The 25,693-nt window shown below is 68.3% G+C and carries 24 protein-coding genes; 6 read left to right on the forward strand and 18 right to left on the reverse strand.

Annotated features, from left to right (window positions below; genetic code table 11):
• The first annotated feature begins 16 nt into the window (after nt 1-16).
• Nucleotides 17-664, forward strand: coding sequence for a phosphoribosyltransferase (locus U7114_RS03155; RefSeq protein WP_157241859.1), 648 nt, complete (start codon nt 17-19; stop codon nt 662-664).
• A gap of 131 nt (nt 665-795) precedes the next feature.
• Here the strand turns inward: U7114_RS03155 and U7114_RS03160 are convergent, their stop codons facing one another.
• A complete protein-coding gene (locus tag U7114_RS03160) occupies nt 796-2,250 on the reverse strand; it encodes an MFS transporter (protein WP_323056539.1) in 1,455 nt (484 codons plus the stop codon).
• 290 nt (nt 2,251-2,540) lie between these two features.
• On the opposite strand from U7114_RS03160, the gene U7114_RS03165 reads away from it, so the two are divergent.
• The gene (locus tag U7114_RS03165; RefSeq protein WP_197432489.1) at nt 2,541-3,275 is read left to right on the forward strand and encodes an IclR family transcriptional regulator; all 735 of its coding nucleotides are present in this window, start codon (nt 2,541-2,543) and stop codon (nt 3,273-3,275) included.
• Here the strand turns inward: U7114_RS03165 and U7114_RS03170 are convergent.
• From U7114_RS03170 to U7114_RS03185, 4 genes are all read right to left on the reverse strand, one after another.
• Nucleotides 3,272-4,678 carry an MFS transporter gene (locus U7114_RS03170; protein ID WP_416235541.1) on the reverse strand — a complete coding sequence of 469 codons (1,407 nt, stop codon included), beginning with the start codon at nt 4,676-4,678 and terminating at the stop codon, nt 3,272-3,274. The two genes, U7114_RS03165 and U7114_RS03170, sit on opposite strands and share 4 nt — an antisense overlap.
• A 98-nt stretch (nt 4,679-4,776) precedes the next feature.
• Nucleotides 4,777-7,845, reverse strand: coding sequence for an SMC family ATPase (locus U7114_RS03175; protein WP_323056540.1), 3,069 nt, complete (start codon nt 7,843-7,845; stop codon nt 4,777-4,779).
• Nucleotides 7,842-9,026, reverse strand: coding sequence for an exonuclease SbcCD subunit D (locus U7114_RS03180; protein ID WP_157241854.1), 1,185 nt, complete (start codon nt 9,024-9,026; stop codon nt 7,842-7,844). Before U7114_RS03180 ends, U7114_RS03175 begins: the two co-directional genes overlap by 4 nt.
• A 56-nt stretch (nt 9,027-9,082) precedes the next feature.
• Complete coding sequence (locus tag U7114_RS03185; RefSeq protein WP_157241853.1) at nt 9,083-10,021, reverse strand: aquaporin; 939 nt, start codon at nt 10,019-10,021, stop codon at nt 9,083-9,085.
• Nucleotides 10,022-10,180: 159 nt separating this feature from the next.
• Between U7114_RS03185 and U7114_RS03190 the strand changes: the two genes are divergently transcribed.
• Nucleotides 10,181-11,302: an ADP-ribosylglycohydrolase family protein gene (locus tag U7114_RS03190; protein WP_321213836.1), complete on the forward strand. Its 1,122-nt coding sequence runs from the start codon at nt 10,181-10,183 to the stop codon at nt 11,300-11,302.
• On the opposite strand, the gene U7114_RS03195 is transcribed toward U7114_RS03190, so the two are convergent.
• Nucleotides 11,283-11,762: a DUF4395 domain-containing protein gene (locus U7114_RS03195; RefSeq protein ID WP_323056541.1), complete on the reverse strand. Its 480-nt coding sequence runs from the start codon at nt 11,760-11,762 to the stop codon at nt 11,283-11,285. The genes U7114_RS03190 and U7114_RS03195 overlap by 20 nt on opposite strands.
• 67 nt (nt 11,763-11,829) lie before the next feature.
• Nucleotides 11,830-12,840: an exonuclease domain-containing protein gene (locus U7114_RS03200; RefSeq protein WP_323056542.1), complete on the reverse strand. Its 1,011-nt coding sequence runs from the start codon at nt 12,838-12,840 to the stop codon at nt 11,830-11,832.
• An 83-nt stretch (nt 12,841-12,923) separates the two neighbouring features.
• Here U7114_RS03200 and U7114_RS03205 point away from each other — a divergent pair, with 83 nt between their 5' ends.
• Nucleotides 12,924-13,700, forward strand: a complete 777-nt coding sequence (locus tag U7114_RS03205; RefSeq protein WP_323056686.1) for a VTT domain-containing protein — start codon at nt 12,924-12,926, stop codon at nt 13,698-13,700.
• 95 nt (nt 13,701-13,795) lie between these two features.
• On the opposite strand, the gene rdgB is transcribed toward U7114_RS03205, so the two are convergent.
• From rdgB to clpS, 6 genes are all read right to left on the reverse strand, one after another.
• A complete protein-coding gene (gene rdgB / locus U7114_RS03210; RefSeq protein WP_321213838.1) occupies nt 13,796-14,470 on the reverse strand; it encodes an RdgB/HAM1 family non-canonical purine NTP pyrophosphatase in 675 nt (224 codons plus the stop codon).
• Entirely contained in the window at nt 14,467-15,225 is a 759-nt protein-coding gene (gene rph, locus U7114_RS03215) for a ribonuclease PH (protein ID WP_157241850.1), read from the reverse strand. Before rph ends, rdgB begins: the two co-directional genes overlap by 4 nt.
• Before the next feature lie 53 nt (nt 15,226-15,278).
• Nucleotides 15,279-16,076: an MBL fold metallo-hydrolase gene (locus U7114_RS03220; RefSeq protein WP_321213839.1), complete on the reverse strand. Its 798-nt coding sequence runs from the start codon at nt 16,074-16,076 to the stop codon at nt 15,279-15,281.
• Nucleotides 16,073-17,089: a glutamate racemase gene (gene murI, locus U7114_RS03225; RefSeq protein WP_157241849.1), complete on the reverse strand. Its 1,017-nt coding sequence runs from the start codon at nt 17,087-17,089 to the stop codon at nt 16,073-16,075. The genes U7114_RS03220 and murI overlap by 4 nt, the downstream gene beginning before the upstream one ends.
• A 105-nt stretch (nt 17,090-17,194) precedes the next feature.
• Nucleotides 17,195-17,761, reverse strand: a complete 567-nt coding sequence (locus U7114_RS03230; RefSeq protein WP_321213841.1) for a DUF2017 domain-containing protein — start codon at nt 17,759-17,761, stop codon at nt 17,195-17,197.
• Nucleotides 17,754-18,137, reverse strand: coding sequence for an ATP-dependent Clp protease adapter ClpS (clpS, locus tag U7114_RS03235; RefSeq protein ID WP_157241848.1), 384 nt, complete (start codon nt 18,135-18,137; stop codon nt 17,754-17,756). The genes U7114_RS03230 and clpS overlap by 8 nt, the downstream gene beginning before the upstream one ends.
• A gap of 96 nt (nt 18,138-18,233) precedes the next feature.
• On the opposite strand from clpS, the gene U7114_RS03240 reads away from it, so the two are divergent.
• The gene (locus tag U7114_RS03240; protein ID WP_321213842.1) at nt 18,234-19,562 is read left to right on the forward strand and encodes a nicotinate phosphoribosyltransferase; all 1,329 of its coding nucleotides are present in this window, start codon (nt 18,234-18,236) and stop codon (nt 19,560-19,562) included.
• 9 nt (nt 19,563-19,571) lie between these two features.
• Nucleotides 19,572-20,210: an isochorismatase family protein gene (locus U7114_RS03245; RefSeq protein WP_157241847.1), complete on the forward strand. Its 639-nt coding sequence runs from the start codon at nt 19,572-19,574 to the stop codon at nt 20,208-20,210.
• 22 nt (nt 20,211-20,232) lie between these two features.
• Here U7114_RS03245 and U7114_RS03250 read toward each other — a convergent pair whose 3' ends face one another.
• The 5 genes from U7114_RS03250 to U7114_RS03270 all read right to left on the reverse strand — a co-directional run bounded on the left by U7114_RS03250 (nt 20,233) and on the right by U7114_RS03270 (nt 25,664).
• Nucleotides 20,233-22,014: a DEAD/DEAH box helicase gene (locus U7114_RS03250; RefSeq protein WP_321213843.1), complete on the reverse strand. Its 1,782-nt coding sequence runs from the start codon at nt 22,012-22,014 to the stop codon at nt 20,233-20,235.
• Nucleotides 22,014-22,355, reverse strand: a complete 342-nt coding sequence (locus tag U7114_RS03255) for a DUF3039 domain-containing protein (RefSeq protein WP_323056543.1) — start codon at nt 22,353-22,355, stop codon at nt 22,014-22,016. Before U7114_RS03255 ends, U7114_RS03250 begins: the two co-directional genes overlap by 1 nt.
• Before the next feature lie 131 nt (nt 22,356-22,486).
• Nucleotides 22,487-23,269: a glucosamine-6-phosphate deaminase gene (nagB, locus tag U7114_RS03260; RefSeq protein WP_323056544.1), complete on the reverse strand. Its 783-nt coding sequence runs from the start codon at nt 23,267-23,269 to the stop codon at nt 22,487-22,489.
• Between the two features lie 20 nt (nt 23,270-23,289).
• Nucleotides 23,290-24,861: a transporter gene (locus U7114_RS03265; protein ID WP_323056545.1), complete on the reverse strand. Its 1,572-nt coding sequence runs from the start codon at nt 24,859-24,861 to the stop codon at nt 23,290-23,292.
• Nucleotides 24,843-25,664, reverse strand: coding sequence for an ABC transporter ATP-binding protein (locus tag U7114_RS03270; protein ID WP_157241844.1), 822 nt, complete (start codon nt 25,662-25,664; stop codon nt 24,843-24,845). Before U7114_RS03270 ends, U7114_RS03265 begins: the two co-directional genes overlap by 19 nt.
• Nucleotides 25,665-25,693 lie beyond the last annotated feature (29 nt).

The following is a 25,693-nucleotide window of genomic DNA, read 5'->3' on the forward strand; positions in this document are numbered from 1 at the left end:
TTTCGCGGAGGGACTGATGCGCACGTTCTTCGAAGACCGTACGGACGCCGGCGAACGCCTTGCGGCCATCCTTCCGCAGTTCCGGGAGCGGCCCGACACCCTTGTGCTTGGCTTGGCCCGCGGGGGAATCCCCGTGGCAGCCGCGGTGGCAAAGGCCCTCCATCTTCCACTCGGAACCGTCCTGGTCCGGAAGCTCGGAATTCCCGGCCATGAAGAAACAGCCTACGGCGCCTTGGCCTGGGTCCACGGCCGAACCGTCCGGCTGGTCAACAAGCCCCTGCTGGACCGCGTCCTTGAACACGGCGTCCGCCAGGAATGGCTCGACGCCGTGGAGCAGCGGGAACGCGCCGAGCTGCTCCGCCGCGCGGAGCTCTATCCGGGCGTGGACCTCGACCTCGCCGGAAAGACCGTCCTCCTGGTCGATGACGGCCTGGCGACGGGAGCCACCATGCGCGCAGCAGTGGAAGCAGTGCGCGACGGCGGTGCGGCAACCGTCGTGGCGGCTGCCCCGGTCGGCTCCATTGAGGCAGAGGCCTCCGTGGAGCGCGCATGCGACGCCGTCCTGTGCCTGCACCTGCCCGGAAAGTTCCGCGCGGTCGGCAGTTTCTACCGGCACTTTGAGCAGTTGTCCGACGACGATGCGATCAGCATCCTGGAGCAGTAACACCGCAGGCCATGTCCTTTCGCAGTATGGCAAAGGAGACGAACCGGCACGGCACAGGCGGCCCAGACGGCGAAGCGGGCCGGACCGCCATGGTCCGGCCCGCCGTCGTCCTGCACTGGGCGGTGGTGGGATTAGTGGTGGCTGACGCCGAGTGGCCGCCCCTTGGTTTCCTTGGCCAGAACCACACCAATGGCGGAGATGACGCACAGGACCATGATGTAGATGCCAATGGACCCGGTCCACTTGGTGGACTGCAGCAGCGTTTCAGCGATGGTCGCCGCGAATGCCCCGCCCAGGATGGCGCCGAAAGCGTAGCCGATGGAAATCCCGGAGTACCGCACATTCGCGGGGAACATCTCGGCGTACATGGCTGACATGGGCCCGTAGGACAGCCCAAGCCCGATGGTGAGGACAAACAGCGCCAGGCCGTAGAACCAGATGTTCTTCGTGTCGATGAGGGCGAACATCGGGATCATCCAGGCAAAGATGATGGCGTAGCCCGTCAGGAAGGTCTTGACCCGGCCGATGCGGTCCGAGAGCCAGCCGCCTGCAAGGGTGAAGATCAGCCAGCCGAAGGAGGCCAGGGTGGTGGCCAGCAGCACCTCCGCGGTAGGCATCTTCAAGGTCCTGGTGGCGTAGGCGATGAAGAAGGCAATCAGCAGGTAGCCGGCCGCATTGTTCCCGATGAAGATCATGGTGGAGTACAGGACCGGCTTCTTGTGGCTGCGGACCAGCTCGCCCAGCGGGGCCTTGCTTTCCTGCTTCCGGGCAGCCATCTCCCGGAAGACGGGGCTTTCGGCCACCGCACGCCGGATCAGGTAGCCCACCACGATAAGGACGATGGAGAGCAGGAACGGCACGCGCCAGCCCCAGGCCGCGAAGTCCTCCTTGGACATGCTGGTGTTGAGGAAGAAGAGCAGGCCGGTGGCCAGGATCATGCCGATGGGCACGCCGATCTGCGGGTAGGCACCGAAGAGGCCGCGCTTGTTCAGGGGCGCGTGTTCAACGGCCATCAACGCCGCGCCGCCCCACTCGCCGCCGGCTGAGAAGCCCTGGATGATGCGGAGCGTGATCAGCAGCACAGGTGCCCAGGCGCCGATCTGGGCGTAGGTGGGCAGCATGCCGATCAGGGCGGTGGCTGCACCCATCATCACCAGGGTGAAGACCAGCATCGCCTTGCGGCCCAAGCGGTCGCCCAGGTGGCCGGCCACCACGGCGCCGAGGGGCCGGAAGAGGAAGCTGATGCCGATCAGGGCGGTGGCTGCACCCATCATCACCAGGGTGAAGACCAGCATCGCCTTGCGGCCCAAGCGGTCGCCCAGGTGGCCGGCCACCACGGCGCCGAGGGGCCGGAAGAGGAAGCTGATGCCGATCAGGGCGAATGAGAGGATCTGTGCCAGCCCGGGGTTGGACTGGTTCAGCGGTGCCAGGAACAGCGGCGACAGCAGCGTTGCGGTCAACTGGGCAAAAATGAAGAAGTCGTACCACTCGATGGTGGTTCCGACGAGGGTGCCGGCGAGGACCTTGCGTTCCTCCCGCCGGGTGCTGGGACCGGCGAGTGTGTCCACCTTGGAAGGTGTGGTCATTGAAACTCCATTGTTCAAGGCAGCAGCGCTGCCGGGACGCCATCAGGATTACCGACAGAACGGTCAGTTAGTTAGTAGGGTACTACGAAAATGTGAGGCACAACACGGCCCGCGCAAACTTTTATGCGCAGCCGGTTGAACTGCGGGAACCTGCAGGAAAGCCGACCTGACGTTTGGGCTCCGCGATCACCCAGTTCTATATTTGAATTGCCCTTTCGAATTGAGGACACCGCGCGCCTGGCCGGATCCCCGGCACCCCCTGCCGGAACCTGCCACCTAGGATGGTCACCATGAATCCCACCGCTGCAGCGCCGGCCGGAGCAGCGCCGGCCCAGGCGTCCGCGTCGCAAACCCTGTCCCGGGGAATCCGCGCCCTGGAGATCCTCGCGGCAGCGCCCGGCCCGCTGACCATTGCGGAACTGGCGGACGCGATGGGCGTGCACCGGTCGGTGGCATACCGCATCCTCCGGACCCTGGAGGACCACTCGCTGCTGGTGCGGGACGACGCCGGGCGGGTCCAGCCGGGGCCGGGGCTGGCTGTCTTGGCACGCGGGGTTTCGCGCAACCTGCAGGCGGCAGCCCTTCCGGAGCTGACGCAACTCGCCAATACCCTGGATATGACGGCGTTCGTGGCCGTGTGGGACCACCACGACTGCATCACCCTGCTCACGGTGGAACCCAGGCACTCGGGCGCCACTGTGGCCCAGCACCCCGGCACCCGCCATCCCGTCAACGCCGGCGCCCCGGGCATCGCCATCCAGTCGGCGCTCACCGAGGCCGAATGGGACCGGCTGGCCACGGGAATCCCCTACCGCCCCGAGGCCGCCGAGGCCCGCCGCGCCGGATACTCGGCCAGCCACGACGAGGTCATCGCCGGCGTATCGTCCCTGGCTGCGCCCGTCCGGGTACCCGGCAGCCGCCCGGCCGCCCTCGCCGTCGTCTATATCCGCTCATCCCATGACCCCGCGACGGTGGGCGCGGCTCTGGTGGAGAGCGCCGCCAGGATCGAGCGGCAACTGGCTTAGGGCCTGCGGCGAAGAACAACGCCGGACGCGGCACCCAGGAGTGCCAGGACCGCTGCGGCACAGACCGGGACAACAAACGCCGCTGCGTAGCCGTGCAGTTCGGCCAGCTGGCCGCCCAAGGACGAGCCAAGGGCAGTGCCGGCCACGATGCCGCTGGCCAGCGCCGTCATTACGGTGCCGAGCCGGCCCGCCGGAGCGACGGCACCGCCGACGCCAAAGACCGTGACCATGACCGGCCCCACCGGGAGGCCCAGGACCAGCAGCGCCGCCACCATCCCGGGCATCGAGGACGGCAGCAGCAGGAGCAGGGCCAGCGCGGCCATCAGCCCGGCGCAAAGCGCCCACCGCCCGGACAGGCTGAAGGCCTGCGGCCAGTAGGCAACCGACAATGCCGCCGCGGCCGAGCTCAGGCCCATCGAGGCGTACAGCAGGCCGGCAACCTCCGAGCCTCCAAACAATCCCGAAAACGAGCTCAGGGCCGCCTGCGTCGAGCCAAAGAACGTTCCCATGCACACCATGGCAAGCACCGGCAGGGCCACCGCTGCCGGGAGGCGCCCGGCAGCGGTTCCTGCACCCTGCGAACGCCGGTCCGCGGCGGTCCGGGCCGCGCTGCCCGCCGGAGCAGCCCTGATGACCGGAACGGCACGATGGGTGCGGTGCACGGCGAAGGCCGGAACGAAGGTGATGGTCATGGCGGCCGCAAGGGCAAGGGGCAGCCAGGGCGCCAGCAGGCTGGCCAGGATTCCCACCAGGGCCGGCCCAAGGACAAAAGTCACTTCGTCCGCGGTGCTTTCGTAGGAAAGGGCAGTGTGCAGGTCCTTCGCCCTGTCCGCGGCCGGCCCCCGTGAGGCCAGGGCCATCCACCGCACCCTGGCCAGCGGTCCGACCTGCGGACAGCTTGCACCGGACACGAAGGCGGACGCCAGCACCGCCGCAGTGACACCGCCGAACTCCCCCATGGCCCACACCGCAAGCATCAGGGCCACCACTGCCGCGGTATTAAGGAGGGACGCGATCAACAGCACGGGACGTTGTCCGCGCCGGTCGGCCAAGGCTCCCAAGGCCGGAGCGCCCAATGCCGAACCGATCCCGACCGCACCGGCAGCCGTCCCGCCCAGTGCGTAGGAACCGCTGGCTGACGTAACCAGCGTGAGTGTCCCGACTGTCAGCATGGCCAGCGGAAGCCGCGCAAACAGCCCCAGCGGAATAAAGCTGCGGCCGGCAAGATGGGGCAGCCGGGCGAAGCGGCTGCCGCCGAGAGCCGGGTTGGCGGACGTCGGGTTGGCAGCTGGCTGGTTGGCGGCGCCAGGCGGCTCAGGGACGTGGACGGGTGCAGGGAAAGGCGACGGCTGGCCGGCAGGGACAGTTACTTGCGGGCTGTCAGGTGAGGTGGATGAAGTCAATTCCGGGCTCGTTCATGTTGTGCACACCGTCCCTCCTCCCGATGCGCGCAACCCGGTAACTGTCCAATTATATCCGGCTGCCGAGACGGCCGGCGCGGTCACAAAGGAGCATCCACCGCGTCGGAGATCCGCAGCGTCGATCCGTTCCGGCCTTTCAGTACCTGGAGCTGGGCGCCGATCCGCTGCTTCATCTCTGCCACGTGGCTGACAAGCCCCACCACGCGGCCGCCGTCCCGGAGGCCTTCAAGGGCGTCCATCACCTGTTCGAGGGACTGCTCATCCAGGCTGCCGAACCCTTCGTCCACGAACAGGGTTTCGATCTCCACTCCGCCGGCCTCCTGCTGGACCACGTCCGCCAACCCGAGCGCCAGGGACAGGGAGGCCATGAACGACTCGCCTCCGGACAGCGTGGAGGTGTCCCGGCGGAACCCGGTCCACTGGTCCACTACCTCCAGGCCAAGCCCCGACTTTGCGCCGCGCGCGGCCTTGGCATCAGTGTGCTGGAGCAGGTACCGGCCATCGCTCATGGCCACCAGCCGCTCCGAGGCCGCCAGGGCCACCTGCTCCAGGCGGGCGGCCAGGACATAGCTGTTCAGGCTCATCCGGTAGGTGTTCTCGCCCCGGCCTGCTGCGGCATCCGCCAGGCCCGCGAGCATCTGTGCCCGCTCGGCAGGTTGCCGCGCCGATCCTGCCAGATCGCTGTACTCGGCCCGGATACCCCGGAGCGAGGCCAGGCACCTGGACGCCATGCCGGCAGCAAGGTCCGCGTCCCGGGCTTCCTGCACGGCGGTGGCCGCAGCTTCCCGGAGCGCCGCAAGCCGCGCCGGGTCCACTTCGTAACCGGCCGACTTTTCTTCCAGTGCCAGCACAACATCCGCGGAAACGAACAGTTCCGCTACCTTTGCCTGCTCGTCCTGGGCGGCCCGCACGCTGGCCTGGAGGGCAGTTGCCTCGGCGGCCTCAAGCAGCTGTTCCCGGGCCTCGCCGGCGGTTGCGAAGCCGGCGGCAGGAAGAGCCTGTTCCAGCTGCTCCCGCGCCTCGGTGACCTGGGCCTCCGCCTGTTCCAGCTGGGCCTGTGCTTCAACCGCCTTATTGAGGACTGCCACTGCGTTTTCCAGCGCGCGCAGCCGCTGGGCCAGGCTCCGGTGGCTTCCCCTGAGCCCGGCCAGTGCCTGGTCAAGGGCGGCGGACTGTTCGGTCACATCGGCCAGCGAGGCCACAGTCCGGGCAAGCTCGGCTTCTGCGTCCGTCCTCGATTTTTGTGCTGCTTCGACAGCGTCCTCAAGCTTCTCGAGCCGCAACCGGACAGCGCTGAGTTCCTTGACCGCGGCCTCTGCCTCGGCAGCTGCCAGGCGCGCGCGGACCGCGCCGTTTTCGGCCTCTTCCGCGGCTGTTTCCCCGCCCTGGCCCGCCAGGACGGCCACCAATTGGCTGGCTTCTGCCAGTTCATGGGCAACCACGGCACAGGCGGCCTCCGCCGCCTCGTGGACACGCCGCGCTTCCTCCTCCTCCTGCGCGAGCCCTGGACCACCCGGACCGCCTGCGGCGGGGGCGGGATGATCGGTGCTGCCACAGACGGCACAGTGTTCGCCCGGTACCAGCTTGGCGGCCAGCTCAGCAGCCGCGTTTGCGAGCCGCTCTTCCCTGAGGTCCAGCCAGTGGCGTTTTGCTTCCAGCTGGCTGTCCCGGAACCCGTCGTACCGGACTTTGACCTGGTCCCGGACAGCAACGGCCCCGCCATAGCGCCTGACGACGTCGAGCAGCTCCTCCGCGGCCGCGGCTTCCTTCCGCCGCAGGGCCTCGGCACCCGCTCGCTGCTCGAGATCCTGCAGCCCGTCCTGGAGGCGGCGCCGCTCGGCCTGGAGTTCTTCGGAGCGGCTCCCCGCCTGCACGAGGACGGCGGCGAGTTCTTCCTGCTTTTTCACCAGCCCGCTGTGGCGCTTCCGGAGGCCCAGCAGCCTGTCCTCGTCCGGCACCCGGGCCTCCACGACGGCAAGGAGCGAACGCAGGCGCCCCAGTTCGGCGGCGCAGCCGGCAGCGGCTCCTGCCCCGTCCGCAGGCGGGACCGCGCCAATTCCCAACTCCAGTTGGGCCAACTCGGGGTCTTCCCCTGCGGCCATGCTGAGCAACGTAAAGGCGGACTCCACGGCAGTAGCGGCCCGCCGGACCTTCGCGGCACCGGCATCAACGTTCAGCAGCTGCCCGTGCAGGACCTCGGCTTTCCGGTGCCGGGCCAGCCGGAGGAGCTGTTCCTCCAGCAACTGCGCCCCCTGGTCCACGGCCGCTTTCCGGGCCGCGGCGGAATCGAGTTTGCGGCGCCGCTCCCCGCGCGCTGCTTCCGCTTCCACGGCGTCCCTGCATTCGGTGCTTGCGGCTTCCGCCCGTTCCGCTTGGCCCGTGAGTTCCGCCAGCCGCCGGTTTACCGCGCTTTCAAGCCATTCAAGCCGGGCCACCGCATCATCCGGGGATGGAGCGCCGGCCCCGTCCAGCCCCAGGGGGGCCGTCTCCGACTCCGCCCGCGCCGCCAGGATTTCGAGCTGGCCGGCGAGGAGGGAGACTTCCTCCTTGGCTGCCTGCGCCTGGCGGCCCAGTTCCTGCTCCACCGATTCGAACCGCTCGGTACCAAAAAGCTTCTGCAGAAGTTCCAGCCGGTCGGCGGCCTTGGAACGGAGGAAAGCGGCGAAGTCGCCCTGGGGCAGCATCACCACCCGGGTGAACTGCTCCCGGTCCATGCCAAGCAGGGCCAGAATCTCTGCGCCTGCCTCATCATTGCGGGCGGACTTTTCCGTCCAGGTTCCGCTGACGCGTTCACGCAGCAGCGTCTTGGCCTGCTGCGTGGTGAAGCCGTTCTTCCCCCGGGCGCTCGGCTTGTCCCAGGCCGGGGACCGCGTCACTTCGAAGCGGCGGCCCTGGGCCGAGAACTCACAGGCGACGGCAGGCTCCTGCGCCGGTTCCGCATGGTCGCTGCGGAGCCTTTTCCCGTCCTGGCGGGCCCCGGGAACGGAGCCGTACAGGGCAAAGCAGATGGCATCCAGGACGCTGGTCTTTCCTGCGCCTGTTGGGCCGTTGAGCAGGAAAAGGCCATGGGCGCTGAGCCTGTCGAAGTCAATCTCCTCGGTACCGGCAAAGGGCCCGAACGCGGAGATCAGGAGGCGGTGGATCCTCATCGTGAAGCCTCCAGGAGCCGGACGTTCTCCAGGGCAGCAGCCACCGCGGCTTTTTCGGCCGCATCGGGTTCCCTGCCGCGCACATGTTCCAGGAAGCCGCAGCACACCGCGAGGTCGTCCGGCGCCTCGGCCAGCCTGCTGCTGTAGCTTGAGGCGGCGGCCTGGGCTCCGCCCTCCGGATCGAAACCAAGGACCAGGGTGTCCGGGAACCGGGAACGGAGCCGCTCCATGGCTCGGGCGGGCCGCTGGGCGTCGGTCAGGGTGACCTGGCAGTAGGCGGTTTCGGCCCACTGGTGCGCGGGCGATTCCAGCAGCTCAGCCAGGGGCCCGCGCAGCACGGCCAGTGCGCGCGGCGCCGGCCACAGGACTTCCCGCACTGAGGTGACTCCGTCCGCGCCGAGGTCCACGAGCCAGCCGCCTTTCTGGTGGGTGGCTTCCGAAAAGGAGTAAGCGAGCGGCGAGCCCGAATACCTCACCTGGGGCGACAGGGTTTGGCGTCCGTGCAGGTGCCCCAGTGCGGCGTAGCTGAAGCCCTCGAAGAGGTCCAGCGGTACGGCCCCGACGCCGCCGATGCTGAGGTCCCGCTCACTGTCCGAGCTGATCCCCCCGCTGGCGAAGGTGTGGGCCAGGACCACGGAATGAACGGTGGCCGATGCTGAACGCCGCTTGATGTCCTCGCGGATCATCCCTGTTGCGGCCCGGGTAACTTCAAAGTGGCTGGGGGTGTCCGCACCGAGTTGTTCGGCGACGAGCCGGGGTTCGAGCCACGGAATGCCGTAGATGGCCAGCACGGCCTTGCCACCTTCCCCGGCAGCCGCGTCCCCCAGCGGCAGCAGCAGCGGTTCGTCCAGGTCCTCGATCCTGGTGCGGAGGTGCACTCCCCCGCGTTCCAGGAGCCGGGACGCAAAGCCCAGGCGGATGGCGGAATCATGGTTGCCGCTGGTCAGCACCACCTTGGCGCCGGCAGCGGTCAGGCGCACCAGGGCCTCGTCAAGCAGGCGTACCACGTCCACGCCGGGAAGGGCGCGGTCATAGACGTCCCCCGCCACCAGGACAACGTCCACGCCGTGCTGCTTGACGGCACCGACCAGCTGGTCAACGAAGGCGCGCTGGGCGTCCAGCATCCCGACGCCGTGGAAAGACCGGCCCAAATGCCAGTCCGAAGTGTGTAGTAACCGCATGTTCCTAAGCTATCGGCTGCCACTGACAGCGAAGGCAACCGCCGCGGGCACCGGGATCAGCCCCGCGTTCCTTCAAAGAAGTCCTGGGCTTCGCTGGTCCCCGGCCCGGGCTTGTCCGTGCGTGGATCGGGGCGTCCGTCCGCACCGGAAACGGCGGGCACTGCGGGCGGGGACACGTCTGCGCCCTGCGTCCCGGGGACCGCGCTGACAGCCGGCCGGCGTCCGCCAGCGGCCGCTCCGAAGCTCCGGAACACCAGTCCCGCAAGGGCAGCGCCCACCACCGGGGCAGCCAGGAAAACCCACAGCTGCCCGGCAGCCCAGCCCGAGCTGAAAAGGGCGGACGAGACTGCGCGGGCAGGATTAAACGGCAGGTTGCCCACCGACTGGCCCAGCTGCAGGAGGACCGCAAAGGACAGGCCGACCGCCACGGCAGCGGCGGACCGGCCGCCGCCGTCCTGCGAGTTGTCCCTGCCGGACGTCCCCAGGAAGACCGCAACAACGATTGCGGCGCCGAGCATTTCAAGGAGCAGCACCGCAGCGAGCGGCGCCTGGATGATGGAGTGTTCGCCAAAGCCGGCCGTGACGGTGTCGAAAGCGGTGCGGCTGTCCGCAATCCCCGGGAGGGTGCGCAGGATACCGAAGAGGGCGAGGGCACCGGCCAGTCCACCGGCCAGCTGGGCACCGGCATAGGCGGCAGCGGCGCCGGCCCGGATCCGTCCGGCCAGGAGGTGCCCCACGGTGATGGCCGGGTTGAAGTGGCCGCCCGAAACGTGCGAGAAGGCGAGCATCGCGGCGGTCACGGCCAGGCCGGCTGCAAGCGCCGCAGGGAGGGGGCTGGAGTCCGGGATGGTGAACAGCGGAACACCGAGGCCGGCCACCACGATGAACAGCGTGCCGAAGGCCTCGGCCCCCAGCCTGGGCAGCAGTCCGGGGCGTGAGGCCTCCGGACCGCGGGGCAGCAAGGCGTCGTGATGGTCAAGGGCGGGGGTGCTCATGGTGGACCCTTTGGTAGGCAGGAGATGGCGGTGCGGCCGCCGGGCAACCCCTCCATTATTCCAGCTGCTTCCGGGCGTTTGCCGCGCCCGCGCGTTGACCCGGACGGCGATGGCCGGCACCCGTCAGGAAGCCGGCCGCTGCCGCGGTAAATTTGCAGCATGAGCATTGAACCCGGCCCGTCCGCGCCCGCACTGAGATCACGCATCCACGGCTGCCTGCTGGGCGGCGCGTTGGGCGATGCCCTGGGCTATGCCGTCGGCACGGACTCGATGGAGGAGATCCGGCGCCGGTTCGGCGGGCACGGCCTTACCGGTTTCCATGAGCTGTCCGGGAGCCCCTTTTCGGACGAGACCCAGCTGACCCTTTACACGGTTGACGGACTGGTGGAGGCACTTGAGTGGGCGAATTCCGGGGTGGGCGCGGACGTCAACGCCTGCCTGTGGCTCGCGTACCTCCGGTGGCTGGCCACGCAGGGAGAGTCTGCCCCTGCGGCGGCCCCCGCACCCCAGCCGCGGTGGATCGACCGCCAGGCAGTGCTCCACGAGCGCCGGCGTCCGGACAAGGCGTCCATCTCCGGGCTGGCCACAGGTGAGATGGGGACTGTCTTCCGCCCGGTAAATCCGGTGTCGAAGGGCTGCGGAACGGTGGTGCGGTCGGCGCCGTTCGGGCTGGTCCCGCACATCACGCCCGACGCCGTCTATAAGCTGAGTGCAGACGCCGCCTCCCTGACGCACGGGCACCCGGCGGCGCGCCAGAGTGCCGGAATCTTCAGCCTGCTGATCCACCGGCTCGTCACGGGCGAAGGGCTCCACGAGGCGGCTGCCGCAGTGGCCGCCCGCTCCCGTTCGCTCAACGAGGTGGCACCGGAACTGCCCGACCGCCTGGACTACGCCCTCCGGCTCGCGGGCAAGGGCGTAGTCAGCCCGGAGGAACTCACGGAGGCACTGGGGGAAGGCCGGACCGCGGCGGAAGCACTCGCCGTCGCGCTTTACGCGGTGCTTGCCACTGCGCCAGGCACAGGCGGTACGGGCGGGGACAACCAGGGCACGGACGACGCCGGCGCAGGCACGCTGCCCGTCCGGCACTTCCGGGCGGCGCTGGCATTGGCGGTGAACCACGGCGGGAACAGCGATTCCACCGGTTCGCTGGCCGGGAATATCCTGGGGGCCTTCTACGGCGAGGAGTGCCTGCCCGCAGACTGGCTCGGATCGCTGGAAGCGCCCGAGGCGGTCCGCGGCATGGCCGATCTGCTGGTGGGGGTTACGACCGCCGAAGGCTGATGTTGTTGCACGCCTCGCAGACGTCCTCTGGAATCAGTCCGTTCCGCTGCAGGAACCCGAAGATCACGCACCCCAGGCAAAAGCCTGCAAAAGCCTCAAGTGACGCCGCGACGACCAGGATGCCCAGTGTTGCCCATGCTGCGGGCGCTGCCCCGGCCACGAACAGGACCAGGGCGGTGGTGGACACTGCGGCCCCAATCCCCTGCGCGAAGCGCTTGGGCGGTCCGGGGACCAGCTTCACCCGTCCCAGCCGCGGCGTGATGACCTTCACGGACAAGAGTGCCAGCGGCGAAACCCTCGGCCCGAACAGCACGCGCAGCCAGAACCCGACGGCGATGGCCAGCAGGCCCCACACTGAGCCGCTCGCTGCCGTCACAACCGCGAGCAGCACAACCAGGCCCGCGGTCACGCGTGCGGCGTACTCATTGACGGGATTCGGGAAGGCGAACACGGAACTCATGAGCCAAGGCTAGGAGCGGTCTGTCCCGCAACCAAGGTTTGTTGCGCCGGATGAACCGGCGGGCACCTCAGGCTATGCCCGCGGCCGCGAAACCGCCCACCATCTGCAGGAACTCCCCTTCGGAGAGCACCTCGATGGCCTGCCCCCGCTCATGGAGTTCCAGGACCCGGCGGGCCTTGCCCGTCAGCCTGCCGGACCGAAGGTCTGCGGCGACAAAGCCGTCGCCCACCACCAGGACCGTGGTGCGTCCGGTTACCCGGCTTTCGGGCCGGGCGCCGACGTCCGCAGAGCGCCTTTTCGCCTCCGGGCGCCCCATGGACAGCTGCCCGGTGAAGACGACGGTCTGCCCGTACAGGGGATGGCCGGGCTCGGCGTCGGGGTTGGGCAGCGGGTTGGCGCCCTCCTCCGGCCAGCCCGCCTGGAAGGACCGGAGCGGCGCAGCAGTGCTGCCGGACGCAGCCGAGAGGGCGGCCAGGCTCGGCTTGGAGAGCGCATCCGTCGCGGGGTGGAAAGCCTGTTGCCGGGGCATCACCAGTCCCAGGGAGAGGTAGAGTTCGGGGATGCTGTTGGCCTGGTTCCTGCGGGCTATGTCGATCAGGATCCCCGCGCACGCCCGCGCGTCCTCGGCGGCGTCGTGATGGTTCACCAGGGGAACGCCGGCTTCCTCCGCGGCGAACGGCAGGGAGTTGGACACCAGGGAATAGCACCGCCGGGAGAGCATCACGGTGCAGACATAGTCGTAAGCGGGCCCCGGCAGGCCCGAGACCTCCAGGCCGGAACGGATCACGCCCAGGTCGAAGGCAGCATTGTGCGCCGCGAGGATGTCGTCGCCGATGAAGGCCCCGATCTCGGGGAAGAGGTCCCCGAAGCGGGGCTTGCCGGCCACGTCCTCGGCCCGGATGCCGTGGATCCGGACGTTGTGGTAGTCAAAGTGGTCGTGGTCCTGCGGCGGCCGCATGAGCCACGAAGCTTCCTCGACGATCCGGCCGCCCCTGACCTTGGTCAGGCCGACTGCACAGGGCGAGCCCCGAAAGCCGTTCGCAGTCTCGAAGTCGATCGCCGTAAAGTCCAAACCCACGGCCCCCACCTTACCGCCGGAATGCCGCCCCTCCGTGCAGGCACAGCTCTGTCAAGTACCCTTGAGGGGTGAACTTTCCTGTGATGAATGACCTCGCCGTGTCCATGCTGGGCGGGGCAGGACCGGTCCAGCCCCAGCTGGCCTCCTTCCTGCCCGACTGGCTGAACCCCCAGGTCTTCCTGGCCGATCCCGCCCTGGCACCTTGGGTGGTCCTGCTTGTCTGCGGGATTGTCTTCGCGGAAACCGGCCTGCTGGTTGGCTTCTTCCTGCCGGGTGATTCCATGCTGTTCACCGCCGGACTGCTGGTGGCCACGGACACCATCAAGTTCAACGTGCTGCTGTTCGCGCTGCTGATCATCATCTCGGCCATCGTGGGTAACCAGACCGGCTACCTCATCGGTTCAAAGGCCGGCCCCGCCATCTTCAACAAGCCAAACTCACGCCTCTTCAAGCGCGAGAACGTGGAAAACGCGCACGCCTTCTTCGAAAGGCACGGCGGCAAGGCACTGATCCTGGCCCGTTTCGTCCCCATCATCAGGACTTTCGTTCCCGTCATCGTGGGCGTGGCCCAGATGAGCAAAAAGAAGTTCTTCCTCTTCAACGTCATCGGTGCAGTGCTGTGGGGCGGCGGCGTGACGCTCCTGGGCTACCTGCTGGGTGACCGCGTGCCGTGGGTCCGCGAGAACCTGGACATCATCTTCATCGCGATCGTCCTGGTTTCGGTCCTCCCCATCGGCGTGGAGGTCCTCCGCGGCCTCTCCGCCAAGCGGCAGGCCAAGGCCTACGGCACCGATCCGGTGGACGAGTTCATCGAAGAGCACGCCCCCGAGGACGAGCAGAAGACGCCGCGCCTGCCCTAGGAAGCCGACCAGAGATCCTACGCAAAAGGTGTGCCCCCGCTCCGGCGGGGTGCACACCTTTTTTGTTTGCCCAGCGAGCCGTCCACCGGCGGGCGTCAGGACTTTGGCGCCTGCAGGGCCTCGACGATGGCGGGCAGCAGCGCGCGGAACGCCTTGCCCCGGTGGCTGATGGCGTTCTTTTCCTCGGCGGACAGCTCGGCACAGCTGCGGTCCTCCCCCGCGGGCTGGAGTACCGGATCGTAGCCGAAGCCGCCGTTCCCCCGCGGCTCGCGCAGCAGGATCCCTTCGAGTTGCCCGTATTCCACTACCTCGCGTCCGGGGGTGCCGTCCGCGTCCGGGACCGCGAGGGCCGCCGCGCAGACGAAGGCGGCGCCCCGATGGTGGTCCGGAACGTCCGAGAGCTGGCTGAGCAGGAGCCGGAGATTGGCGGCGTCGTCGCCATGGCTGCCGGCCCACCGGGCTGAGAAAATCCCGGGTGCTCCGCCCATGACGTCCACGGCGAGGCCGGAGTCGTCGGCGATGGCCACCAGGCCGGTGGCCTCGGCGACAGCGCGCGCCTTGAGCAGCGAATTCTCGGCGAACGTCACGCCTGTTTCGACGACGTCCGGGGCGCCTGCAGCCGCCGCGTCCACCACCTGCGTGTCGACGTCGAGCCCGGGCACCTGTCCCCGCAGCAGCTCACGCAGTTCCCGGAGTTTGCCCTTGTTGTGCGTGGCAAGGACCAGGCGGGGGGCAGCACCTTGCCACGGGGCGGCGGCGGCCGCGCTCACAGCGTGTCTGCCAGGGTTTCGCGCTGGATGGCCGCGAGCTGCGTGGTGCCCAGCAGGGCAAGGTCCAGGAGCTGGTCCAGTTCTGCCCTGTCAAAGGGTGCGCCCTCAGCCGTGCCCTGCACCTCCACGAACTTGCCGGACCCGGTGACCACCACGTTCATGTCCGTTTCGGCCCGGACGTCCTCCACGTACGGCAGGTCCAGCATGGGAACGCCGTCGATGATGCCCACGGACACCGCGGCGATGGTGTCGATGAGGGGCTGGGCGTTCTTTGCGATCAGCTTGTTGTCCCGGGCGAAGCGGATGGAATCAGCGAGCGCAACGTAGGCGCCGGTGATGGCTGCCGTGCGGGTTCCGCCGTCGGCCTGGAGGACGTCGCAGTCCAGCACGATGGTGTTCTCGCCGAGGGCCTTGGTGTCGATGATCGAGCGGAGCGAACGGCCGATCAGCCGTGAGATCTCGTGGGTGCGGCCGCCGATCTTGCCCTTGACCGATTCGCGGTCGGAGCGGGTGTTGGTGGCCCTCGGCAGCATGGCGTACTCGGCGGTGACCCAGCCGCGGCCCTCACCCTTGAGCCAGCGCGGGACGCCCGCGGTCAGGGAGGCGGTGCACAGGACCCGGGTGTTGCCGAACTCGATCAGGGCCGATCCTTCGGCCTGGGAAGACCATCCGCGCGTGATGCTGATGGGCCGGAGCTGGTCGGGAGCGCGGCCGTCGGCGCGCACGATGGGCACTGCAGTTGCTTCAGAAGTCATGCCTTTAGCTTATCCACTGCAGGTGCTGCCGACGCCTGACCCTGTTTCGGGGCCTAGATGGTGTAGTGGACGCCGGCAACCGCTACCGCAACATCGCCGCCGAACACCGGCCGGGCCTCGGCCATCACGGTGGTCTGGGACGTCCATACCGGAATGTGCGTCAGCAGGAGCCGGCGTGCCCCCGCCGCCGCGGCGGCCTCCCCCGCACGCTTGCCGGTGAGGTGGACGTCCTTGATTCCGTCGTCGCGGCCTTCCTCGAATGCAGCTTCGCACAGGAAGAGGTCTGCGTCCTTCGCGGCTTCCTCAAGCCCGGCGCAGGAATCGGTATCACCGGAGTACGTCAGGGTCCGGGAGACGGTGTTTCCCTCCTTGTCCGGTTCCACCACTTCCACCCGCAGGGCGTAGGCCTCCTCCACGGGGTGGTTCACGGCAAAGGGGGTCACGGTGAAGGGACCCACGGTGACCGGCTGGCGTTCGGCCCAGTTGGTGAAGTCGAATTCCTCATGCATGCCAGGGTCCAGCGGCAGCCCGTACGCGGTGGCCATCCGGTCTGCAGTGGCGGCCGGTCCCCAGACCGGAATCCGTCCCCGGCCCCAGCCGCCGGGCTTCCAGCGGACGGCCACGTGCAGGCCGCAGAGGTCCATGCAGTGGTCGGGGTGCAGGTGGGTCAGGAAGATCGCGTCGATGTCCTCGAGGTCCGTGTACCGCTGGATGGCACCCAGTGCGCCGCTGCCCAGGTCCATGACCACTTTCCAGGTCCGCTCGCCGTCGTTCGCGGTCAGGAGGTAGCAGGATGCGGGCGATCCGGGGCCGGGGAAGGAACCGGTACAGCCGACGATGGTGAGCTTCACTGGCCCGGCCCCCCGGTCACTGACGTCCCAACGAAGTTGGAGATCCGCGGACGGGCGGCGGCGCCCTGGGCGGCAGCGATCATCTCGGGGGTGATCCGGGCAAGGCTGCCGGTGGGGTACTGCGCGGACACATGGTCCACGTGCCGGACGGAGAGCACTTCCGGGCCAAGGAACCGCCTGGCCAGGGCCTCGAACTGGCCGGCGTCGCCGGTGGCCACAAAGTGGTGCTCCGGGGGCGTGGCGTCCGTGCGCTGGAGACCGTGGGTGGCCAGGGCGCGGTAGACGTCCTTGGCGGTCTCTTCGGCGCTGGACACGAGGGTCACGTCCGCTCCCATGACGTAGGAGATGACCCCCGTGAGCAGCGGGTAGTGCGTGCAGCCCAGGACCACCGTGTCCACGCCGGCCGCCTTGAGGGGTGCAAGGTACTCCTCGGCAACAGCAAGAAGGGCCGGTCCGGTGGTGACGCCGGCCTCCACATAGCTGACGAACTCAGGGCACGCCACGGAGGTGATCGCCAGGTCGGGAGCCGCGGCAAACGTGTCCTCGTAGGCCCGGGACCCTACCGTGGCGGAGGTGCCGATCACGCCGACCCGTCCGCTGCGGGTAGCGGCAACGGCACGCCGCACCGCCGGCTGGATGACCTCGATGACCGGGATGCCGTACTTGGCCGTGTAGCGCTCCCGGGCGTCCCGCAGGACAGCGGCCGACGCCGAGTTGCAGGCGATGGTGAGCAGCTTGACGCCGGAGTCCACGAGTTCGTCCATCACACCGAGGGCGTTTGCCCGCACCTCCGCGATGGGCAGGGGGCCATAGGGCCCGTGCGCCGTGTCCCCCACGTAGAGGATGGACTCATTGGGCAGCTGGTCGATGATGGACCGTGCCACCGTCAGGCCGCCCACGCCGGAGTCAAAGACACCGATGGGCCGTGACTCCACGGCGGCGGCAGGGGTGTCGCTTGCGGCGGACCCGGCTGCAGCGCCTGCCGGCGGATCAATGCTCGAGGCTCTACTCATGATTATTCGAGGATAGGGCTTCCCTGCAGCCCCGGCGGTGATCTTGTGGCCAGCAGCTCATGTCTGGTGTGTCACAGCACGGGGACGGAGACCGGCCGGCGCCGCTCATCGGCGGGCGTCCAGGGACTGCAGCATGGCCTGGACCAGTGATTCCTGGAGCCAGGTGGCGAAGTTGTAGACCAGCGCCAGGTAGCTTTCCACGTCCTCCGCCTGGGACCAGTCCTGCATGAGGTGGACATGTTCGGCATCCTCCTCATCCTGGATGTCCAGCCGCTCGGCCAGGACAAGCCGGACGTCGTTCAGCGCCATGGACCAGTGCTTCGCCCCCTCGGGCGTCAGCACAATCTCGTCCTTGTCCAGGTCCAGGGCGGCCGCCTGCAGGGCGCCGATCTTTGTCTCCCGCAGCGACCGCTCGGTGAGCTGGCGGAACTCAAGGGACGCGCCGGCGTCGTCCTTCATGACGTTGGGAAGGAGCCGCTTAACGGCGCGGTCCGAAGGCTCGGCGACGTCCATGTCCAGGCCGATCAGGGCAGCCAGCGGATCCTGCCCCGTCCGTTCCTCCGGCTGCAGCATGGAAATGACGTCACTGATCAGGCTGCGCAGCAGGTCCCGCTCCGCAGGCTCAAGATAGCCGGTAATGCCCTTGAGTCCGTACTTGAATGCCTTAGCCACGTTTCCCCTTGCCCTGGCCCGGTCCGCCGGATTTGCGGGTGCTGCCGCCGTTCCCGCCGCTGGCCTTCTCCACCGTCGCCCACAGGCCAAAACCGTGCATCGCCACCGCGTGGCGCTCCACCTGCTCCTTGCTGCCGGAGGCAACAATGGACCGGCCCTTCTTGTGGACCTCCATCATGAGCTTGTTCGCCTTGCTCTCCGAGTAGCCAAAGTAGCTCTGGAAAACGTAGCTCACATAACTCATGAGGTTGACGGGATCGTTCCAGATCACCAGGTTCCAGGGGATGTCCGGTGCCGTCAGGGAATCGGTGGATTCCGCTGTTCCGGTCCGGGTGCCCTCCCGTGTATCGGGGCCGGGCGCAACGCTTATGGTCATCTGTCCATTCTATGGGGATGATAGGCCCACACCGGCGAGGGCCCCGCGGCGAAGCGGAGCGAGACGCGGGAGCCGGTGGGGACTAGAGTAACTTTCGTGAGTACCTCCGCCGGCTGGGACCATCCCCGCACGTCTTTCTACACCGACCACTACGAGCTGACCATGCTGCAGGCGTCGCTCCACTCGGGGGCCGCGCACCGCAAATCGGTGTTCGAGGCGTTCGCCCGCCGCCTGCCGGACGGCCGGCGCTATGGGATCGTGGCCGGCACCGGACGGTTGCTTGAGGGCATCGCCAACTTCCGTTTCGGGGAAGCGGAGCTGGAGTTCCTGGAGCGCACCAAGGTAGTCAATGCCCAGACCCTCGAATACCTGGCCTCCTACCGTTTCTCCGGGGATATCTGGGGCTACCCGGAGGGTGAAGCGTACTTTCCCAATTCCCCCATCCTGATCGTCGAAGCCACCTTCGCCGAAGCCTGCATGCTGGAGACCTACCTGCTGTCCGTGCTGAACCACGACAGCGCCATCGCCTCTGCCGCGTCCCGCATGGTCAGTGCCGCCGGAGGCCGGCCCTGCATCGAGATGGGCTCCCGGCGCACCCACGAGGAAGCGGCCACCGCCTCCGCCAGGGCGGCCATCATTGCCGGGTTCGACAGCACCTCCAACCTTGAGGCCGGCATCCGCTACGGGATCAAGACGGTGGGCACCGCCGCCCACTCCTTCACCCTCCTGCACGACACCGAACGCGACGCGTTCGAGGCGCAGATTGCGTCCCTCGGGCACCATACGTCCCTGCTGGTGGACACGTACGACGTCGAGGCGGCCGTCCGCACGGCAGTGGACCTTGCCGGTCCCCGGCTGGGAGCGGTCCGCCTGGATTCCGGGGACCTGGTTGCGCAGGCCCAGTGGGTGCGCCGCCTGCTGGACGACCTCGGCAACGAGAACACCAAGATCGTGGTCACGTCCGACCTCGACGAGTACGCCATTGCGGCCCTGCAGTCCGCCCCGGTCGATTCCTACGGGGTGGGCACCTCGCTGGTCACCGGCTCGGGCGCACCCACCGCCAGCATGGTCTACAAACTGGTCAGCCGCACGGACGATGACGGAAACTTCGTCTCCGTCGCCAAGGCGGCCAAGAACAAGGCCAGTGTGGGCGGCCGCAAATACGCGCTGCGCAAGCTGGATGAACGCGGCATCGCCACTGCCGAAGTGGTGGGCGTGGGGCACCGGCCCGAGGATGACGGCAATGACCGCCCGCTGCTCCAGCAGTTCATGAAGAACGGCGAGGTGATGCCGGGCTGGACCGGCCATGAAGGGGTGCTTCGCGCACGCCAGCGCCATGCTGATTCCATGGCGGAACTCCCCCCGGTGGTCAACCGCCTGCAGCGCGGTGAAGCTGCCATCCCGACTCTCTATGAAGACAACTGAGGAGGACTGATGTCCCGCGCACTGATCATCGTCGACGTCCAGAACGATTTCTGTGAAGGCGGCTCGCTCGCCGTGTCCGGCGGTGCGGACGTTGCCGGCGCCATCAGCGAATACGTGGACGCCCACCACGGCGAGTTCGACCACATCGTGGCCACCCAGGACTGGCACATCGACCCGGGCGCCCACTTCTCCGACACACCGGACTTCAAGGACAGCTGGCCGCCGCACTGCGTGGCCGGGACCCGGGGCGCCGAACTCCATCCGGACCTCGACACCGAATACATCCAGGCGTATTTCCAGAAAGGCCAGTTCGCCGCTGCCTACTCCGGCTTCGAGGGCCTGCTGGCCCCTGAAGACGCAGTGCCCACCGGGGAACGCCGGCCCGGGGCCCTGCCCGGACCGGCAGGCGAGGAAAAATTCGCCCCCGACGAGGACGCTATCGGGCTGGATGACTGGCTGCAAAGCCACGACGTCGAGGACGTTGTGGTGGTAGGAATCGCCACCGACTACTGCGTCATGGCCACCGCCCTGGACGCCGTCCAGGCAGGCTACTCGGTCACCGTCCTCCGGTCCCTGACCGCGGGGATCGCGGAGGACCTGGAGGACGCCGTGGCCGAAATGGAACTCGGCGGGGTAGACGTCGCCTGAGTGGCCCTGGCGGCTTCGGCCGCTACTTCCGGCCGATGAACCAGTCCTGGAGCTTCCGCAGACGCGACTGCAACTGCTCCTCGTTCGCCTGGGCAACGGGCGGTCCGCCGCACACCGTCCGCAGCTTGGTGTGCACCACGCCGTGGGGGGTACCGGTCCGGGCTGACCAGGCGGCCACGTTCTTGGCCAGCTCGTTCCGGAGGTCCATCAGCATCCGGTGGTCCGGGACGGCCGGCGCCGGGGTTTCGGCCGCCGCAGGAGCCTTCCGGTTCTTGCGGTTCAGCTGCTCATGCTGGCGCTGCCGCAGCAGCGTGCCCACCTGCTCCGCGTCCAGCAGCCCGGGAATGCCCAGGAAGTCCATCTCGTCGTCGGACCCCACTTCGCCGCCCGTGCCGAACTCGCCACCGTCGAACAGCACACGGTCAAAGGACGCCTGTGAATCCAGGGCCTCGAACTTGCCCTTGGTCAGGCTGTCCGACGCCTTGTCCTCGCGGTTGGCCTCGGCCATCAGCGAGTCCTCGGGATTGAACAGGCCGTCCCCGTCTTCCTTCTCGGGGCGGTCCAGGGCATGGTCCCGCTCCGCCTCCATGGAGTTGGCCAGGGCCATCAGCTGCGGCACCGAGGGCAGGAAGACCGACGCCGTTTCCCCGCGTTTGCGGGCACGCACGAAACGCCCCACAGCCTGGGCAAAAAACAGCGGCGTTGAAGTCGATGTGGCGTACACGCCCACGGAAAGCCGCGGCACGTCAACGCCTTCGGACACCATCCGGACCGCCACCATCCAGCGTTTCTCGCTGGCGGTGAATTCCTCGATCTTGCTCGACGCCTTCGCGTCGTCGGAAAGGATGACCGTGGGCGACTCCCCGGTGATCCTCTTGAGCTGCCCGGCGTACGCGCGCGCGTCCTCGTGGTCCGTGGCAATCACCAGGCCGCCGGCGTCGGGGACGGTCCGCCGGACCTCGCTGAGGCGCTTGTCCGCACCGGCCAGGACAGCCGGAATCCACTCGCCTGCGGGGTTTAGGGCGGTACGCCAGGCGTGTGACGTGATGTCCTTGGTCACCGCGGCCTCCCCCAGCGACGCCGCCATCTCTTCACCGGCACTGGTCCGCCAGCGCATCTGCCCCGAATAGGCCATAAACATCACCGGGCGGACAACGTGGTCCCGCAGGGCGTTGCCGTAGCCGTAGGTGTAGTCGGCCTTGGAGCGGCGGATCCCGTCCCGGTCCTCGGCGTACTCGACGAACGGGATGGGCGAGGTGTCCGAGCGGAACGGCGTACCGGTCAGGGAGAGGCGCCTCACTGCGGGGTCGAACGCCTCGCGCAGGCCGTCGCCCCAGGACAGGGCCTCGCCGCCGTGGTGGATCTCGTCCAGGATCACCAGGGTGCGGGCGGCCTCGGTCTTGGCACGGTGCAGCAGCGGCTTGCTGGCCACCTGGGCATACGTGACGGCCACCCCGATGAAGCCGCGGCCGTGCTGGCCGTCGGAGTTCTTGAAGTTGGGGTCGATGGCGATTCCCACCCTGGCCGCCGCATCCGCCCACTGCCGCTTGAGGTGGTCCGTGGGCGCCACGATGGTCACCCTGTTCACGGCGCCGGAGTCGATGAGCGTGGAGGCCACGCGGAGGGCAAAGGTGGTCTTGCCGGCGCCGGGGGTTGCTACCGCGAGGAAATCACGGGGGCTGTTGCTCAGGTATAGGTCAAGCGCTTCCTGCTGCCAGGCACGGAGTTTCGGGGCGGTTCCCCAGGCTGCGCGTTCCGGATAAGCCGGAGGCAGGGTGGGGCCGCCAAAGAGCGTCTCCGTCACTATTTGTTGTTGCCCGAGTCCCCTCCGGGACCCTTGCCGCCGTCGTTGCCCGGGCGGAGGCCGTCATAGACCTCTTTGCACATCGGGCACACCGGGAATTTCTGCGGGTCCCGGCCCGGCGTCCAGACCTTGCCGCACAGGGCGATGACGGGGTCCCCGGTCAGCGCGGACTCCATGATCTTTTCCTTGCGCACATAGTGCGAAAAGCGCTCCCGGTCCCCGGGTTCCACTTCCTGGCGCAGTTCCTCGCGCTCAATGGTGGCTGTGGACGATCCAGCCCCGGAAAGCTCGCGCATCGGGTCGTTCTCGAGAGGGTCCGTCATGCTAGTCATGCGAACCATCTTAGCCGTTCGAGCGGCGCCACGTTCGACGCCGGACGCTGCCGCCGCGCCGCCCGGAACCGGCCGCCGTCGTACTTTTCCGCCGGATACCCTGGCTGCCGGCCCGCGGTCAGCCAGCGGCCAGCCGGTGGTCAGAGGCCCTGCCAGGCGGGCTTGTTGTCATAGGTGTGGCGGTAGAAATCCGCCAGCTTCAGCGCCGAGGCGGCGGCCTGGTCCAGCAGGACGGTGGCGTGCGGATGGAACTGGAGGATCGACGCCGGGCAGATGGCCGAGACGGGACCCTCCACGAAGTCGCGGACCGCCTGGGCCTTGCGCGCGCCCGTTGCCACCAGGATGACATGCCGCGCCTCCATGATGGTTCCGAGGCCCTGGGTGAGGACATGGTGCGGGACCTCGGCCAGGCTGTTGAAGAACCGGGCGTTGTCCCGGCGTGTCTGTTCGACGAGGCTCTTGATGCGGGTCCTGGAGGTGAAGGAGGACCCCGGTTCGTTGAACGCGATGTGGCCGTCCGTCCCCACTCCCAGGAGCTGCAGGTCGATTCCGCCGGCGGCGCTGATGGCTTCCTCGTAGGCGCGGCAGGCCTCCGGAATGTCCTCGGCTGTCCCGTCCGGTCCGTGCACATTCTCCGGGGAGATGTTCACCCGGTTGGTGAATTCACGCCGGATGACTTCGCGGTAGGACTCGGGATGGCCGGCAGGAAGGCCCACGTATTCGTCCAGGGCAAATGCGTGCGCCCGGCTAAAGTCCAGGCCGTCCCGGTCGTGCCGGGCGGCCAGCTCATCGTAGACGGGCAGCGGGGACGAACCCGTTGCCAGGCCCAGGACAGCACCCGGTTTGCGCCGCAGGAGTTCCTCGATGGCGTCAGCGGCGAGCTTACCGATCTGTTTGCTGCCGTTGAGGATGACTACTTCCATGCTGTTCCTTTCCGAAGTTTTCAGCGGTTGACGGCCACTTGGGCCAGGAGCTCGGGACCGCGGGCATCCAGCCATTTTCCGCCCAGCCGCACGCCTGCCACGAACAGGCACAGGCCCAGGGCCGTCCCTGCGCCAAGGTTGATCCAGCCGAAGATCCGGTTGCCGGTGACCAGCTGGGCGGCCAGGAGCCCGGCCTCCGGCAGGACCAGGACCATCAGGAGCACCAGTCCGCCGAACTGGACCGCGAGGGTCTGCCCCACATTGCCCGGCGGTTTTTTGAACGGGCTGTCGCCCGGCAAGGGAACGGCCACGGTGTAGCGTGCGGAGACAACCGAAGACAGGCCCAGGCCGGTGAACAGGACGCCCAGGCTGAGGCCCAGCTGGCCGGGCAGGGCACCCCAGTCCCCCGTGAAGGCGGAGTACCCCAGCGCAAACACCAGCACCACCGGCAGGGCGAACGCCAGGCAGGCCAGGGCACGGCCCAGCCGGTCCGCCACGCCCCGGACGCCGGTGGCCAGGTGGAGGGCGAACGCGGTGTTGTCATAGGACACATCGGCGGAGATGGACCAGGCGAGGATGAACGCGGACATCGGGGCGAGGAAAGCCAGGCTGGTGTAATCCCCGGTCTGGCTGCCCTGGAACAGCAGCACCACGGGAAGCAACGGGATCACCACAAGCGAGCCCGAATACCGCGGGTCCCGGAACCAGTACGTGAGGCACCTGGCCATCACCGCCCCGGCCGGGACCGCGGGCAGGACCCCCAAAAGTCCCAGCTTGCCGCCTTTCCTCTTCCCGCTTCCCGCATAGGGAGGAGTCACCAGCGCCCGCTCCAGCAGGACCTTCCAGGCCCACGCCAGGGCGGCAAGTGTTGCCGCGGACAGGAGCAGCTTCAGGGCTGCCGCGCCTGGCTCGCCGGCGGCGACGTCACCGGCAATGGACCATGGGGCTCCGAGCGGCGTCCAGGACAGCATCCGGGCAAAGCCGGGGAGGAACCCGGCGGACGAGGAGATGCCCTGGCCTACCCCGGCCACGATGGGTCCCATCAGGACCAGGGGCACCATGAAGGCGACGGCGCTGATGTCCTTGAAGCGCCGTGACGCTGCCAGGCTTGCCGTCGCCGTTGTGACCACCTTGGCGATGACCACGCAGGTCATCACCCCCAGCACTGCTCCGGCGAAGGCAGCGAGCGCGGGAAGGACCGCCCGGGACCACGTCACCACCGTAGCCAGGGCAACGAGGGACGTTGCGAGCCCGGGAATTCCGATCAGGCCGCCCAGGGCCAGTCCCGCCAGCATCTGGTTCATGGGGATGGCGAAGGTTGTGAACCGCGCAGGGTCCAGCGTCATGTCCGTTGCCGACGCCACCACCGGCACGATTCCCCAGCCCAGGATGGCAGCGGACCCGCCCAGCACCACGGCGGCGTAGGCGAGATCGTGCGGCGCGTTGCGCAGCAGTACCAGGACCACCACCAGCATGCCCACCAGGCCGAGCGCGTACAGTCCGGCGAAGGCCATGCCCACCAGCTGCAAGGGGCTGCGCCGCAGGCCGTTGCGCAGCAGGGTGAGCTTGAGCCTCAGGAGGTGCGCAACCATTCCAGGCCCTCCGTGTGGCTGCGGCCGCCAACCAGCTGGACGAACCGGTCCTCAAGTGTTGCCCCGGCGCGCACCTCGTCCACCGTTCCCGCCGCCAGCAGCCGGCCGCCGGCCACCACTGCCACGTGGTCGCACATCCGCTGGACCAGGTCCATGACGTGGCTGGACACCATGACGGTGCCGCCGGAGGCAACATACTTGTCCAGGATCGAGCGGATGTTGGCCGCGGAGATGGGGTCCACCGCCTCGAAGGGTTCATCCAGGACCAGGAGCCGGGGCGCGTGGATCAGGGCGGAGGCCAGCGCGACCTTCTTGGTCATGCCGGCGGAGTAGTCCACCACCAGTGTGCCGGCGTCATCCTGGAGGTCCATGGCCGCGAGCAGGTCCGCAACGCGCGTGGCCACGACATCCTTGTCCATTCCCCGCAGCAGCCCGGCGTAGGTGATCAGCTGTTCCCCGGTCAGCCTGTCAAACAGCCGCACGCCGTCCGGAAGGATGCCCATTAGCCGTTTGGCTTCCAGCGGCCGCTGCCACACGTCCACGCCATGGACCACCGCTGTGCCAAAGTCCGGGCGAAGCAGGCCGGTGGCCATGGACAGCGTGGTGGTCTTGCCGGCACCGTTGGGGCCCACAATCCCGTAAAAGGAACCTGCCGGCACGTCCAGGCTGATGCCGTCCACGGCGATTTTGCCGCCGAAGCGCTTGGCCAGGCCCCTGATGGACAAGGCAGGCAGGTGTGCCGCAGGGCCGGGAAGCGCGGCCGGGTCCGGTGGCAGCGCCGGCTCGGGTTGCGGAGCAGTCATGAAGCCAGCGTAGCCCTCAGCCCACCCCT

Source organism: Pseudarthrobacter sp. C1 (assembly GCF_034720455.1).
Classification (GTDB): Bacteria; Actinomycetota; Actinomycetes; order Actinomycetales; family Micrococcaceae; genus Arthrobacter.